We start from the raw sequence: 12,951 nt of genomic DNA, 5'->3' as shown, positions 1-12,951 counted from the left end.
ATTTTCATTTTAAATAGCATTTGCCCATTACATAAACGTTTACCCTACATAAAATGTCTATAGTTACGAAAAAACATTTTTGAGGGCGTGTAAAACATTGCGAACTACCGAACAGTTAAAAAAGAAAGTCGATCCTTCAAATCCAGATACAATACCAAAGTTTGTCGACGAACTACCAATTCCAACTAATGCAAAACCAAAATCATATAAAAAGAATAAGCCTTATTATGAAATCGAGATGAAGCAAGCTAAGCATCAATTTCATAAATCATTTCCACTGACGACAATTTGGGGATATGATGGTCTTTATCCAGGTCCAATGATTGAAGTACCGAAAGATCAGTCAATTCTTGTGAAATGGATGAATAACCTCCCTAATAAACACTTATTACCAATAGATCGAACGCTTCATGGAACAGCGCACACTCCAGATGTACGAACAGTCGTTCATCTTCACGGAGCTCATGTTGCATCTGATAGTGACGGATATCCTGAGGCTTGGTTTACAAAAGACTTTGCAGAAACGGGACCTACTTTTTCTCGTAAAGTGTATGAATATACGAACCAACAAATGGCTGCCACTCTTTGGTATCATGATCATGCAATTGGAATTACAAGATTAAATGTATACGCTGGACTTGTTGGCATGTATCTCATTCGTGATTCTATCGAAAAGCGCTTAAAACTGCCAAATGGCAAATATGAGATCCCATTAATGATTCAAGATAAATCATTCCAAGCTAATGGCGAACTGTTCTATCCGGAAAATTCCACTCCACCTGCCGATGTTAATCCATCTGTCGTTCCAGCATTTAACGGGAACACGATCATCGTAAACGGAAAGGTTTGGCCACATTTAAAAGTGGAACCAAGGAAATATCGATTTAGAATTTTAAATGCTTCCAATACAAATGCGTATACGTTTAAACTTGGAAATGGTCAGGACTTTTATCTGATCGGTACAGATGGTGGACTTTTGCCTAAACCAGTTACATTAGACTCACTTCCGATGGAACCTGCGGAACGTGCCGATATCATCATCGACTTTTCAAAACATAAGGGAAAAAGTTTGATCCTTCAAAATACAAATGATGAAGGTAATTTAGGTGTAGTTATGCAATTTAAAGTGGTGCTGCAATTAACACAAAAAGATACAAGCCGAATTCCTGAATTCCTTTTCCCCGACCAACCTTTAGATGAAGAGTTAGCCGAACAAACAAGATTGCTAACATTAGGCGCTGTTACCGATGAACATGAACGACCAATGCTTCTTTTGGATAACCGCATGTGGGATGACCCAGTGACCGAAAAGCCGAAACTTGATAGTATCGAAATATGGAAGTTTATCAATTTAACTCCATTCGCCCACCCACTCCATGTTCATCTCGTGCAATTTAAAATTTTACATCGCAGACCGTTTGATCTCGATATATTTCTAGAAACAGGATCGATCGAATATACAGGGCCTGAAATGGAGCCTGAAAAATACGAAAGGGGCTGGAAAGATACCGCGAAGGTAGATGCGGGCACAGTCACAAGCATTATTATGCGCTTTGAAAATCATGTTGGAGATTACGTATGGCACTGCCATATTTTAGAACATGAAGATTATGATATGATGCGTCCGTTTCAAGTTGTGAGGGATGTCTGATTTATAATCTTCCTTTTAAAATAGCTACTTAATTGAATACACAGGATAATCATTAAAAAAAGCATTCTTTTGGCTCATTTCATCAAATCAAAAGGAGTGCTTTTTTTATTCAGCATATCATCGGACAACGTTATCTCATATTAGGTATACTGGCAATCTTTCGAAGATCACATTGACATGATTGCCTCCTTTGTACACAATGGGAACTATTCATCATCATAAACGTATGAATAGTTCGGGTAATAGCTTTTATTTTAAGGGGGGGGAATATAGTGACTTCTAGCAAATCAACTTGGTTTAATAATCTTGGATGCAGCTCGATTCTGATCGGAATAACAATCTTAATCATCGCTATGATTGCCGGAAAAACAGGGATCGGATTTGCACTAATTGGCTTTTTCTTTTGTTTATCCATTGGATTTTTCATCGCTTCTACATCGCTTGAAAAGGCCAATAAGGAAAAACAGAAGAAGTATATCGAAACAATTCGTCCTACTGATCAAAGTTTTCATGAAACGCAAGCATTTACATCTTTTGATGCTTTAACGAGGATAGCGATTGATGAAAAAAGGGCTAGCTTTTGTATTTGGCAACCTACATTTGAAACTAAAAAGTCAAATAAATCGATCCACTATGATGTGCATCAGTATAGCTATTCCGATCTTTTAGCGATTGAAATGTCGGAAAACGATGTTTCGATTGGTACAGTATCAAGAAGTTCGCAGTCAGCACGTGAATGGTTAGATGGGCTTTTGACTGAGGAGGATAGGACGATCGTTGGTGGACAATCCGAGCATCAAAAATCCGCCAATACTATCTCTTCCATGGAATTGAAATTGATCGTCAAGGATTTGACACTGCCACTACACATCATTCATTTTTATAAATATATTTCTGGAACCGGCGATAGTATACTAAAAACAGAGACGCCTGCCTATCAGTCTCATCTGAACGAACTAAGACATTGGTATATATTACTTAATTTTATCATCAAGGAAGCTGATAAAATCGATGATCAAACTTCTACAGAGATAATAGAAGAAATCGAGACCGTATTGGACGACCAACATCATCAGACCCCCATGTCATGCTTTGATAAGGTAATGGAACCGATCGAAGTGGATTCTTTGACTGATTTTGAAAAGTTGCTAGAAAACAATAAGCGCAAGCAGCTTGGAGTGAATGATCCATCCTAACTGCTTGCGGATTGTTTGAAAAAAGAGGCTCCTTGTTTTTCAGATCATGCGCATAGTTTCCCTTCGTCATACATAGTCACAGGCGTATATTATCCTGTTCAGACATAATCTCGCCCTTTTTCTGCTGAAATAATCAAGAACATCGGTCTTCGATTCTCATCTTTCATCACTGAATCATTCAACATTTCATCTGGTGGCATTGGTTCCTTAACTGCTTTTAATGTAAATCCAGCCCCTAATAAGTCATTCATATATGTTGAAATTGTACGATGATATTTAATAACATTCTCTGTTAAAAAGGTTGTTTCTCGTACTCCCTCAAACTGATAATTATCTACTGGCCAATGCAGACGATTACCTTGATCATCACAATACCAATCTTGTTCATTTCGAGAAGTAAATATCGGATGTTCAACCGAAAAGACAAAAGTACCTCCTGGGCTCAGTAAATCATGTACCTTTTTGCAAATTCCCTCAAATGATTCGATGTAATGGAGCGCTAGTGAACTGATAACAACATCAATTTGTGAATTTGAAAAATGGATGTCTTCGATCGGCATTTGTACATATGAAATTGCAGGATCATCTGTTGTTTCACGAGCTTTTTGAAGCATTTTTTCGGAGATATCGACACCTACTACTGAACTTGCTTGTTGATCGCGAGCAAACCTACAATGCCAACCAAAGCCGCACCCTAAATCTAGTACACTTTTATTTTTCAATTCTGGTATTAAAGATTTAAATACATGCCACTCTCCCGCAGCTTCCAGCCCTTTTATTGAACGAGCCATTTGCTGATAGGCAGAAAAGAAATTTGAATCATCATATTTATTTTGTTTCATCAGATATACATCTCCTATATTCTAAAACAGCCTCCTAAAGTTAAAAAACATCTATTTTAGTAGGCGGCTTTATGAAATCATGTGGCGTCAAAAAGTCCAGCCACTTATGACTATTATGCGCTACTTCCCGATGATGGCAAACAATACGAATTGGCAGAAGGAGTACTAGGGATGATGCTCCCTTCACCATCTCTCAAGCATCAAGTCTAAGTACTTAAATATTAACAGTACTTTCGAACAGTTGCCAGACAGAATACATCCTATTTGCATCGCCAATCAATTTGATTTTGTAGAATACAGAAGTTCGTCAGCCCGATCTAGTTCTGGTACATCATAGCAAAATTGATATAATGACCCAATGGGGATTTGGAGGTATTCCTCATTGGGTTGCTAAGATATTATGCCTCATTCTATCAAAAGGGATTGGTTCAAGAAGCTGAAAATCTATGCCAAATATCAAATCCCCGAATATTGGATTATTGACCCCACTAATGAATGTCTTGAACAGTATGCATTAGCAGATAACAACTATCAAGGGATGAAACCCTCCAATACGAACAAGTTCAATGCATCTCTTTCACAATGGCATAAATTGTGGATGCAGATACTGATTTACCTGGTAAAACAGGGCATTCACCATTGTGAAAAACAGCCAAACCAGCCCGTTTTATCGCTAGATCGCTAGATTTATTGACAATATATAAACCTCAAATTATAGTAGTTACAATACTCTACATCTGACTATATAAATAATCTCCTAAAAGATCGTATGTCCCTCGGTCCAGATTTCTTGAAAAACTGGTTGATAAAGGCGCTATTCATCCTGCACCATCTAAACCGGTTACTTATCCGACCGAAATACACTAAGGAATTGATAAATTTTCTGAAATGAACTCGATGGGAAGAAGCAACTCTCTCCTAATATCGAAAATAACGATCATAACGATAGAATATATTAGATATGATATTATGTTCTCGCACCTAGTTAAAGAAATTGACCCTGAATAAGTGGGACCGCTTTGGCGTAAAAACCGGAGCCTATACCATGTTATTACAGGTAAACGCCTAATAGATTAAACCCTCTTTTTGACCACTTGTTAAGTTTAATTAGAAAGGAAAAAAAGACATAATGCCCGTTCAAGCAGAATTAATTAAAACAGATCAGCACGAAGATACTTTTTTACAAGGAGTAAAAGATTGTTTGCCTACTTTATTAGGATATATAAGCATTGGTTTTGCTTTTGGTATCGTAGGCGTTGCTTCTAATTTAACTATATTAGAAATTTCTTTGCTAGCGATCCTCGTCTATGCAGGATCTGCGCAATTTATCATTTGTGCGCTGCTCGTCGTTAACACGCCACTTTCAGCAATTATTTTAACGACATTCATCGTAAACCTGCGTCATTTATTATTAAGCTTAACTTTAGCTCCTTATTTCACGAAGTATTCAACCGCAAAAAACATTGGAATTGGTGCACTTTTAACAGATGAATCATTTGGTGTAGCTGTTACTAAGATTGCACAAACGGGAAAGTTAAACGAGAAGTGGATGAATGGTCTAAATATCACTGCTTATCTGTTTTGGATCATTGCCTGTATGTTGGGGGCTATTTGCGGGCAATGGATTTCTAATCCCGAAGCATTGGGATTAGATTTTGCTTTAGTAGCTATGTTTATAGCCTTGCTAGTTTTGCAATTACAAAATGTAGCGTCAAAAAAGCTAAAACATAACCTTTCACTAATTGCATATATGGTAATCGCGATGATTTTATTATCCTTTTTTGTTCCTACACATGTAGCGGTGATTTTAGCGACCGTTATTGTGGCGACCATTGGGGTGGTGACGGATAAATGAATGTGAGCATGTCGATGGTTTGGCTTGTTCTTGGTTGCACCATTGTAACACTTATCCCTAGAATTATCCCTTTTGTCTTTGTAAAAAAGGTTCAGTTACCAGATGCTGTATTAAAATGGCTCTCATTTATACCAGTTTGCATTCTTACAGCATTGGTTGTTGAAAATATACTCCTTAAAACAGAGCAATCATTAAGTATAGATTGGCCAGTTGTCATAGCTTTGATTCCTACTTTAATCGTTGCCCTTTGGACCAAAAGTCTTTCATTAACAGTTATCGTTGGTGTCGCCTGCATGGCATCCATCAGATTTATAACATAAGGTCCATAATGTTATGGCATGAAAAATCCATTCTGAAAATAAAGTCATCAAAATGGATTCTTTCTATACTATTTTACTTTTATACATGCCAACTCACTACTACATCCGTTCATTTAAGCTGCATTTATAGCTTTTTAACAAACTCTGATTTTAATTGCATCGCTCCAAATCCATCAATTTTGCAATCAATATCATGATCGCCATCAACCAAACGGATACTTTTTACTTTTGTGCCTATTTTTACGACAGATGAACTTCCTTTTACTTTAAGGTCTTTGATTACTGTTACAGAATCACCATCGTTTAAGACATTTCCATTCGCATCTTTAATAACCCTTGCGCCTTCATTATTTTCAACTTCAACTTCTAATGTCCACTCATGAGCACATTCCGGACAAACTAAAAGACTCCCATCCTCGTATGTGTATGCTGAATTACATTTCGGGCAATTTGGTAAATCTTTCATCATTTCATTTCCTCCATTTGCTATTGTCAATACTAATATAAAAGAATTATTTCCAGTTTTCTATTTACAAAAAAGTATATTAAGAATCCCTTATATGCTTATATACTGCCATAGTCCTCTCATAATGACAAACCTATCACAAACCACTTATCATAAGAATGGAATTTCCCATGTCCTTGATTGTCACCATGCTATAATCTAGATAATGGAAATCAACAGAGGTGACGCAATGTATAAGACAATCGGGATACTTGCACATGTAGACGCGGGAAAAACGACTTTTTCTGAACAACTTCTTTATCATACAAAAAGTATTCGGAAAAGAGGACGGGTAGATCACAAAGATGCCTTCCTTGATAGTCATCAAATCGAGAAGAATCGGGGCATCACTGTATTTGCTGATCAAGCGGTTATTTCCTATAACGGATCAACCTATACGATCATCGATACGCCTGGTCACATTGATTTTTCTCCGGAAATGGAAAGGGCGATCCAGGTAATGGATTATGCCGTTATCATTATTAGTGCTGTTGACGGAGTGGAAAGCCACACCGAAACTGTTTGGCAATTGCTTAGGAAACATCACATACCTACGTTTTTCTTTATTAATAAAATCGATCGTGAAGGAACGGATTTAGAACATGTTTTAGATGATATTCGCGCTAATCTATCCCCAGATGTATGTGATCTGACAACATCCTTCAATGGAGTAATGCAGGAAGATTTAATAGAATTTATTGCGGAGCGCGATGAATTGCTTCTAGAGCATTATATAGAATTTGGCTATAACAAAGATCTATGGTTGCAAACATTAAATACAATGATTCGGGAAAATAAAATTTTCGCTTGTACAAGTGGCTCCGCACTAAAAGATATCGGTGTGATAGAATTTTTCGGGAAATTGGATCAATTAACAGAAACAGCTTACTCAGATACAGGCGATTTCGCTGCACGCGTGTACAAAATTCGCTATGATGACAATGGAAATAAAGTCACCTTCCTTAAATCATTAAGCGGCACGCTCTCCGTTCGCGATGAAGTGATTTATGAAGAGATTTCGGAGAAAGTTACACAAATCAGAGTATATAACGGTAGTAAATATAAAACGGTCAATCAAGTTCACGCTGGTGAACTGTTCGCGGTGATAGGTCTGTCAAAATTATCTGTAGGTGATGGTATAGGGGCACTCAGAGAAAAGGCAATCTTTGATATGATTCCTACCTTAAAGTCCAAAGTCGTTTTCGACCCATCCATCCATGTAAAGGAAGTGTTGCGCTGTTTCCACATGTTGGACGCGGAAGATCCTTCCTTACGCGTTTATTGGGATGAACATTTTAAGGAAATTCACGTACATGTCATGGGGATCATCCAGCTTGAAGTACTCGAACAACTCGTCAAAGAACGCTTTTCTCTTCATGTTTCTTTCGGTGAACCAAAGATTCTTTATAAAGAAACGATTGAAAAAACCGTAAATGGTTACGGACATTTTGAACCATTAAAACATTATGCAGAAGTACATCTTCAAATCGAACCTATGGAACGAAACAGTGGCATCTCATTTGAAAACAAATGTCACACAAATGATTTGTCCGTTGGCAATCAAAATTTAATCCGTCATCATTTATTTGAAAGAAATCATCACGGACTATTGACTGGTTCAGCCCTCACCGATGTAAAAATCACATTACTTACGGGTAGAGGACATAATGAACATACTTCAGGAGGCGATTTTAGAGAAGCAACATACCGAGCTCTTCGACAAGGCTTAGAGAAAGCGAAAAACATTTTGCTTGAACCCTATTACGATTTTAAAATAAAAATCGAGCTGGATCATATTGGCCGCGTGCTCTCAGATATTCAACAAGCGAACGGTAGCTTTGAACCACCCGAAACAATTGGCGACAAAACAATCATAAAAGGACGAGTCCCAGTCGCGACCTTTATGAATTACAGCTCAGCCTTTGCTTCCTTCACAAATGGAAAAGGCGTATTAACATTACAATTCGGGGGCTACGATTCCTGCTACACCCCAGATCAAGTAAAAGAAAAAATCGGGTACGACAAAGATGCCGACCCGGAATACACGTCCACTTCTATTTTCTGTGCCAAAGGAAAGGGTTATCCTGTTCCCTGGGATCAAGCTGAAGACGCGATGCATTGTTTATAGAAGTTAACGAAAACCCCATTAAAAAGCAGCCCCATATCTAATATGGGGCTGCTTTTTATTCATTTCAGATATTCCACCATTAGAACAAGTTATCTACAAATTTTTATTTAAATAGTCACTGCACTCGGATGATCTTCTTTTACTATATCAAGTGAAGCTGCTCTTGCATTCATTTCAACTTGCTCAGGGCTTTTACAGCCAGGGATCACACATGTAACAGCAGGGTTTTGTAAGCACCAAGCCAGCGCCCACTCTGCCAAATTGACTCCTTCCGGAACTTCATTTTCTTGTATTTTCCCAACAAGACGTAGCTTTTCATCAATTTCTTCTCGATTATGTCCTTTCCTTACATTATCACTGAAGACAGCTCCAGGCTTATATTTACCACTTAGATACCCACTTGCTAAAGGAACCCGAGCCAATACGCCCAAATCCTGCTCGATACAAGAAGGGAATACATTTTCTTCAGGGATTTGATCGATTCGGTTATAAACGACCTGAATTGCTTTTGCATTCACCTTTGTTGCTTGTGACGTTTGATGTATATTAGCATTGCTACCAATTGAAATTCCTAAGTTTCGGATTTTCCCAGCTTGTACTTGCTTATCCAACATTGTCCAAAGATCATCGTTATCAAAATCTTCATCTGAACCGGAGTGGAACTGATAAAGATCAATATAGTCTGTCTGTAATACTTTTAAAGATTCTTCTAATTGCACACGAACTTCATCGACACTCCATGCATGACCCCAAGAATCGTGCCATCTATGTCCAAATTTAGAAGCAAGAACCCAATCCTCACGGCGATCCCTCTTCAGAAAATTTCCAATAAAACGTTCAGACATATGATGCGGTCCATAACATTCAGCTGTGTCAATCAAATTAATGCCCAACTCTTTTGCGCGTGAAAGTATGGCATCAACCTCGTTTTGATTAAAGTCCTTCCCCCAATCCCCTCCAAATTGCCATGTACCGACACCAACAACGGAAACATTTAAATCAGTTTTACCTAGTCGTCTATACTTCATTAAAAACACTCCTAGTTTATATTTAAATTACATTCCAAAATTAATATCATTATGCTAGAAAGATTTGACAACGCTATCAATCATTTTTCGCCTTGAAATCAATAGAACTATGCTTATTTAATCGATTAATTATTTTGATACTGCTGTATTCACATATTTTCTCCATTTATGAACAGGCTCCCAGTTTAAAAGCTTTTTAGCCTTCTCACTACTTACTAGTGTTTCATAGCCTTTTAATTCTTTGCGGATATCTTGTACATCTGGATAAACAGTCTTCATTAGCTCTTCGCTTTCAATATCCATACTTGAATCATCCGCCGTAATATTCAAAGCAACCGAACCAAGATCATCCGTTTCAATAGCTAATCGATATGCTGTTGCCGCATCCCTCGCATCGATATAGCTCCATAAAATGGTTTTTCGCTGCTCAGGGTCTTGAATGAAGCTTGGGAAATCAGGATACTTTTCTGATGTAATGACATTTCCCAATCGCATGGAAACAATTTGCATGCCCGTTCTACGATGGATCGCATCTGCAGTTTGTTCATTGACGATTTTTGATAGCCCATAACTATCTTCCGGTATTTGTGGGTGTTCTTCATCAAGAGGAACATATTTTGGAGCTATCTCCTTTTTAGAAAATACAATTCCATAAGAAGACTCACTAGAAGTGATCACTGCTTTTTTTATACCAAGATTTCCAGCAGCTTCTAAAATATTATACGTAGACATTACATTATTCTGGAATGTCACTTCATTAGGATGTGAGTATGCAACTGGGATTGCAGCTAAATGGATAACTGCATCCGCATCAGCCAATAGTCCATAAACTTCACCTAGGTTTTGTAAGTCAACAATAACTGTCTGACAGAGTGACTCAACAGGGTATTTTATATCTGCATTCACTACCTCATACCCATGAACTAAAAACTCTTTTATAACTGCTGGCCCTAAAAGGCCACTCCCGCCCGTGATCACAACTTTTGTCATATCATCCCGCCTCCCCATATTTAGTATCTTTCCAATCAATTGCCGTATTTCAGATCCTTGGCAAGATAAATAACATTATGCATTAGCTTGTTTACTTAACGGGAACCGTTATCAAAAGTATAGATTGGCTACCATCTTTTTACAACTACTGAAATTTATTTGATATAATGAAAATATAGTAACTTAATATATTTTTTATAGTTACTTTAAGAACGATAGATGAGGTGATTTTATTGGAAACAAAAGAAATTCATATCGAATGCTCTATTGAGAAAGCGCTTAATATAATCGGAGGAAAATGGTCATTTCTTGTATTGCGAGAACTTTTTGATGGAACGAAACGCTTTGGGGAGTTACAAAAAAGCATTCAAAAAATCAGCCCTAAGGCTTTAACAGATACTGTAAGGCATTTGGAGAAAAATCAAATAGTGACTCGGACTGTCTATCCTACCGTTCCCGTTACTGTAGAATACTCACTTACAGAGAAAGGGCGGGCCTTTAATATTATACTTAAGGAAATGAAAAAGTGGGGAGCGCACTGGACGTGAAAAATTACTAATGTTTGAGAATGCCTTCTGATTGACGGCATAAGAAAAAGAAAAGCCACTATTGATAAATAATGGCTAGCTTATCCTAGTATTTCTTTTCATTCGTAAGTTCATTTGTGCCAAATTATACGTCAAGTACTGTTGCTCGTATTATTCTCTACCAATAGCATACGTCATACATACATGAATGTTTTATCCTACCAGAATCGATACTGCACTATACACTAATAATAAAGCCATAATAATATTAAACTGACTTCTATACTTTGATATGAATTCTTTAAAAATCGAACCAAATATACTCCAACTGAAAGTTCCCATGAAGCCAATAATAGCTAGAAATACTGAATAAAATAATAAGCTAAAATTTGAAGTGTGATATGGAAGGATGAAAGTTGATATAACAGTGATGCAATATAAAATCCCTTTCGGATTAACGAATTGTAATAGCATACCTGCAAAAAAACTATTATTTTTGCCTCCATCAGTGTCTTTATCGTTATTTTTACTAGTAATAATTTTTATAGCCAGATACAGCATATAGGCTGTACCTATGATCGTCATAATAAATTCTATTTTTGGAATGACATTTTTAAGTAATAGATTAAAATAACAACTCAATAATATGATTACAAAAAAACCAGTACCTACTCCTAAACAAAATCTAATTGTATTTTTAAACCCATATTTATTAGCAAATAACATGGCCATAATGTTATTTGGACCTGGGGTAAAACTAGCAACAAAAGCATATAACAGCAATGATAATAAAGGCAAATTGGAACCCCCTCGTGGTGTGTGTATGTTATAGTGTCCTATATGCTCAATATAACGACTTACGTTATATTGTACAATACATACGCTATATAGCGCAATAAGAATAGGAGTGTGTTTATGGAAGAAATACATCTTATCATTGCAAAAAATTTAAAAGCTTTGCGAGATAGTAAGAAATTAAGTCTTGAAAAGGTGGCGGAATTAACTGGAGTAAGCAAAACAATGATAGGGCAAATTGAAAGGGGAGAATCAACCCCAACAATTACAACGGTTTGGAAAATAGCAAATGGACTAAAGGTTTCTTTTACTTCACTAATAAATAATCCACAACCAGATACAAAAGTTGTTTTAAGAAGAGAAATTCAAATATTATCTGAAGACAATGGAAAATATAGAGTCTATCCCTATTTTCCATTCGAAGATGATAAACGCTTTGAAGTTTATTCAGTTGAGATAGAAAAAGGTGGATTCCTAAGTGCTGATTCGCATATGGAGGGGACTGAAGAGCTATTAACTGTTTTTGAAGGAGAACTAACTGTACGTGTAAATAACAATGAATACACTGTAAAAAATGGAGATTCTATCAGATTCAAGGCTGATCGACCCCATGCCTATCATAATTCCGGGAAATCATTAACTAGATTAAGTATGATCTTATATTATCCAACTTAAAAAGGAATCGTCCCATAAGTCGTTGATTATCGACTTATGGGACATTTCCTTTTTATCTATTTTTTTCTTGTAATAATGCAGTTATATCTAAACTTCCGCTTTAAATTAACTGAATTATTTACCCTAAAATCAATCTAATTGGTTTTATTACAGCGGAAGATTGCAAGCAGGACTTGGAACAGCCTTATTGATCATAATGATATACTTTGTCATTTTCCAATAGCAGGATTGATGACCAAATTTGAAGCAATGAATTTTCCTCAAAATCAATCCTTATTTGGAATACGCTTTTTTTCAGATACCGTACGACATTTTTTCAAATTTCCAATTTCCAAGTTTAGAAAGTTTTAATCAATATAGAAATAACAAAAGAAGCTAGCAACCTTGTAATAGGTTGTTAGCTTCTCATTCTTTTAATTCTTTTCAGTGCATTCAAAGA

General features: G+C 36.6%; 15 protein-coding genes. 10 read left to right on the top strand and 5 right to left on the bottom strand.

The features are described 5' to 3' along the window. The first annotated feature begins 97 nt into the window (after positions 1-97). Both MHB53_RS19390 and MHB53_RS19385 read left to right on the top strand, forming a co-directional pair. Positions 98-1,651 (top strand): multicopper oxidase family protein, encoded by a 1,554-nt coding sequence (locus MHB53_RS19390; RefSeq protein WP_340921497.1) that lies wholly within the window; start codon positions 98-100, stop codon positions 1,649-1,651. Positions 1,652-1,923: 272 nt separating this feature from the next. After that, on the top strand, positions 1,924-2,847 hold the full coding sequence (locus MHB53_RS19385) for a hypothetical protein (protein ID WP_340921495.1): 924 nt from the start codon (positions 1,924-1,926) through the stop codon (positions 2,845-2,847). A 98-nt stretch (positions 2,848-2,945) separates the two neighbouring features. Here the strand turns inward: MHB53_RS19385 and MHB53_RS19380 are convergent, their stop codons facing one another. Next, positions 2,946-3,689 carry a class I SAM-dependent methyltransferase gene (locus MHB53_RS19380; protein ID WP_340921492.1) on the bottom strand — a complete coding sequence of 248 codons (744 nt, stop codon included), beginning with the start codon at positions 3,687-3,689 and terminating at the stop codon, positions 2,946-2,948. 81 nt (positions 3,690-3,770) lie between these two features. Here MHB53_RS19380 and MHB53_RS19375 point away from each other — a divergent pair, with 81 nt between their 5' ends. The 4 genes from MHB53_RS19375 to MHB53_RS19365 all read left to right on the top strand — a co-directional run bounded on the left by MHB53_RS19375 (position 3,771) and on the right by MHB53_RS19365 (position 5,864). After that, positions 3,771-3,899, top strand: coding sequence for a hypothetical protein (locus tag MHB53_RS19375; RefSeq protein ID WP_340921489.1), 129 nt, complete (start codon positions 3,771-3,773; stop codon positions 3,897-3,899). A gap of 190 nt (positions 3,900-4,089) precedes the next feature. Beyond that, on the top strand, positions 4,090-4,374 hold the full coding sequence (locus tag MHB53_RS26460; protein WP_445661458.1) for a Uma2 family endonuclease: 285 nt from the start codon (positions 4,090-4,092) through the stop codon (positions 4,372-4,374). Between the two features lie 444 nt (positions 4,375-4,818). After that, complete coding sequence (locus MHB53_RS19370; RefSeq protein WP_340921487.1) at positions 4,819-5,544, top strand: AzlC family ABC transporter permease; 726 nt, start codon at positions 4,819-4,821, stop codon at positions 5,542-5,544. Then, positions 5,541-5,864 (top strand): AzlD domain-containing protein, encoded by a 324-nt coding sequence (locus MHB53_RS19365; RefSeq protein WP_340921486.1) that lies wholly within the window; start codon positions 5,541-5,543, stop codon positions 5,862-5,864. Before MHB53_RS19370 ends, MHB53_RS19365 begins: the two co-directional genes overlap by 4 nt. Positions 5,865-5,988: 124 nt before the next feature. Here the strand turns inward: MHB53_RS19365 and MHB53_RS19360 are convergent, their stop codons facing one another. Continuing rightward, the gene (locus tag MHB53_RS19360; RefSeq protein WP_340924850.1) at positions 5,989-6,330 is read right to left on the bottom strand and encodes a zinc ribbon domain-containing protein YjdM; all 342 of its coding nucleotides are present in this window, start codon (positions 6,328-6,330) and stop codon (positions 5,989-5,991) included. 229 nt (positions 6,331-6,559) lie between these two features. Here MHB53_RS19360 and MHB53_RS19355 point away from each other — a divergent pair, with 229 nt between their 5' ends. Continuing rightward, complete coding sequence (locus MHB53_RS19355; RefSeq protein ID WP_340921484.1) at positions 6,560-8,497, top strand: translation factor GTPase family protein; 1,938 nt, start codon at positions 6,560-6,562, stop codon at positions 8,495-8,497. A gap of 107 nt (positions 8,498-8,604) precedes the next feature. On the opposite strand, the gene MHB53_RS19350 is transcribed toward MHB53_RS19355, so the two are convergent. After that, entirely contained in the window at positions 8,605-9,525 is a 921-nt protein-coding gene (locus MHB53_RS19350) for an aldo/keto reductase (protein ID WP_340921483.1), read from the bottom strand. A gap of 129 nt (positions 9,526-9,654) precedes the next feature. After that, positions 9,655-10,515: an NAD-dependent epimerase/dehydratase family protein gene (locus tag MHB53_RS19345; RefSeq protein WP_340921481.1), complete on the bottom strand. Its 861-nt coding sequence runs from the start codon at positions 10,513-10,515 to the stop codon at positions 9,655-9,657. Positions 10,516-10,748: 233 nt separating this feature from the next. Here MHB53_RS19345 and MHB53_RS19340 point away from each other — a divergent pair, with 233 nt between their 5' ends. Next, positions 10,749-11,063 carry a winged helix-turn-helix transcriptional regulator gene (locus tag MHB53_RS19340; protein WP_340921479.1) on the top strand — a complete coding sequence of 105 codons (315 nt, stop codon included), beginning with the start codon at positions 10,749-10,751 and terminating at the stop codon, positions 11,061-11,063. A 192-nt stretch (positions 11,064-11,255) separates the two neighbouring features. On the opposite strand, the gene MHB53_RS19335 is transcribed toward MHB53_RS19340, so the two are convergent. Continuing rightward, entirely contained in the window at positions 11,256-11,840 is a 585-nt protein-coding gene (locus MHB53_RS19335; RefSeq protein WP_340921477.1) for a LysE family transporter, read from the bottom strand. 117 nt (positions 11,841-11,957) lie between these two features. Between MHB53_RS19335 and MHB53_RS19330 the strand changes: the two genes are divergently transcribed. After that, the gene (locus tag MHB53_RS19330; RefSeq protein WP_340921475.1) at positions 11,958-12,512 is read left to right on the top strand and encodes a helix-turn-helix domain-containing protein; all 555 of its coding nucleotides are present in this window, start codon (positions 11,958-11,960) and stop codon (positions 12,510-12,512) included. Positions 12,513-12,650: 138 nt separating this feature from the next. Then, positions 12,651-12,863: a DUF6597 domain-containing transcriptional factor gene (locus MHB53_RS26455; protein WP_445661457.1), complete on the top strand. Its 213-nt coding sequence runs from the start codon at positions 12,651-12,653 to the stop codon at positions 12,861-12,863. Positions 12,864-12,951: the final 88 nt, after the last annotated feature.

The sequence above is a fragment of the Bacillus sp. FSL K6-3431 genome, from assembly GCF_038002605.1.
Taxonomy (GTDB): Bacteria; Bacillota; Bacilli; order Bacillales; family Bacillaceae_C; genus Lederbergia.
Note: the sequence above shows the minus strand (reverse complement) of the source record. Positions and strands in the feature narration are given on the sequence as shown.

Excerpts from the sequence above, each read along its gene's own strand:
- MHB53_RS19355 (WP_340921484.1), top strand. The coding sequence starts at position 6,560 with ATGTATAAGACAATCGGGATACTTGCACATGTAGACGCGGGAAAAACG.
- MHB53_RS19345 (WP_340921481.1), bottom strand. The coding sequence starts at position 10,515 with ATGACAAAAGTTGTGATCACGGGCGGGAGTGGCCTTTTAGGGCCAGCA.
- MHB53_RS19380 (WP_340921492.1), bottom strand. The coding sequence starts at position 3,689 with ATGAAACAAAATAAATATGATGATTCAAATTTCTTTTCTGCCTATCAG.
- MHB53_RS19370 (WP_340921487.1), top strand. The coding sequence starts at position 4,819 with ATGCCCGTTCAAGCAGAATTAATTAAAACAGATCAGCACGAAGATACT.
- MHB53_RS19365 (WP_340921486.1), top strand. The coding sequence starts at position 5,541 with ATGAATGTGAGCATGTCGATGGTTTGGCTTGTTCTTGGTTGCACCATT.
- MHB53_RS19330 (WP_340921475.1), top strand. The coding sequence starts at position 11,958 with ATGGAAGAAATACATCTTATCATTGCAAAAAATTTAAAAGCTTTGCGA.
- MHB53_RS19350 (WP_340921483.1), bottom strand. The coding sequence starts at position 9,525 with ATGAAGTATAGACGACTAGGTAAAACTGATTTAAATGTTTCCGTTGTT.
- MHB53_RS26460 (WP_445661458.1), top strand. The coding sequence starts at position 4,090 with ATGCCTCATTCTATCAAAAGGGATTGGTTCAAGAAGCTGAAAATCTAT.
- MHB53_RS19360 (WP_340924850.1), bottom strand. The coding sequence starts at position 6,330 with ATGAAAGATTTACCAAATTGCCCGAAATGTAATTCAGCATACACATAC.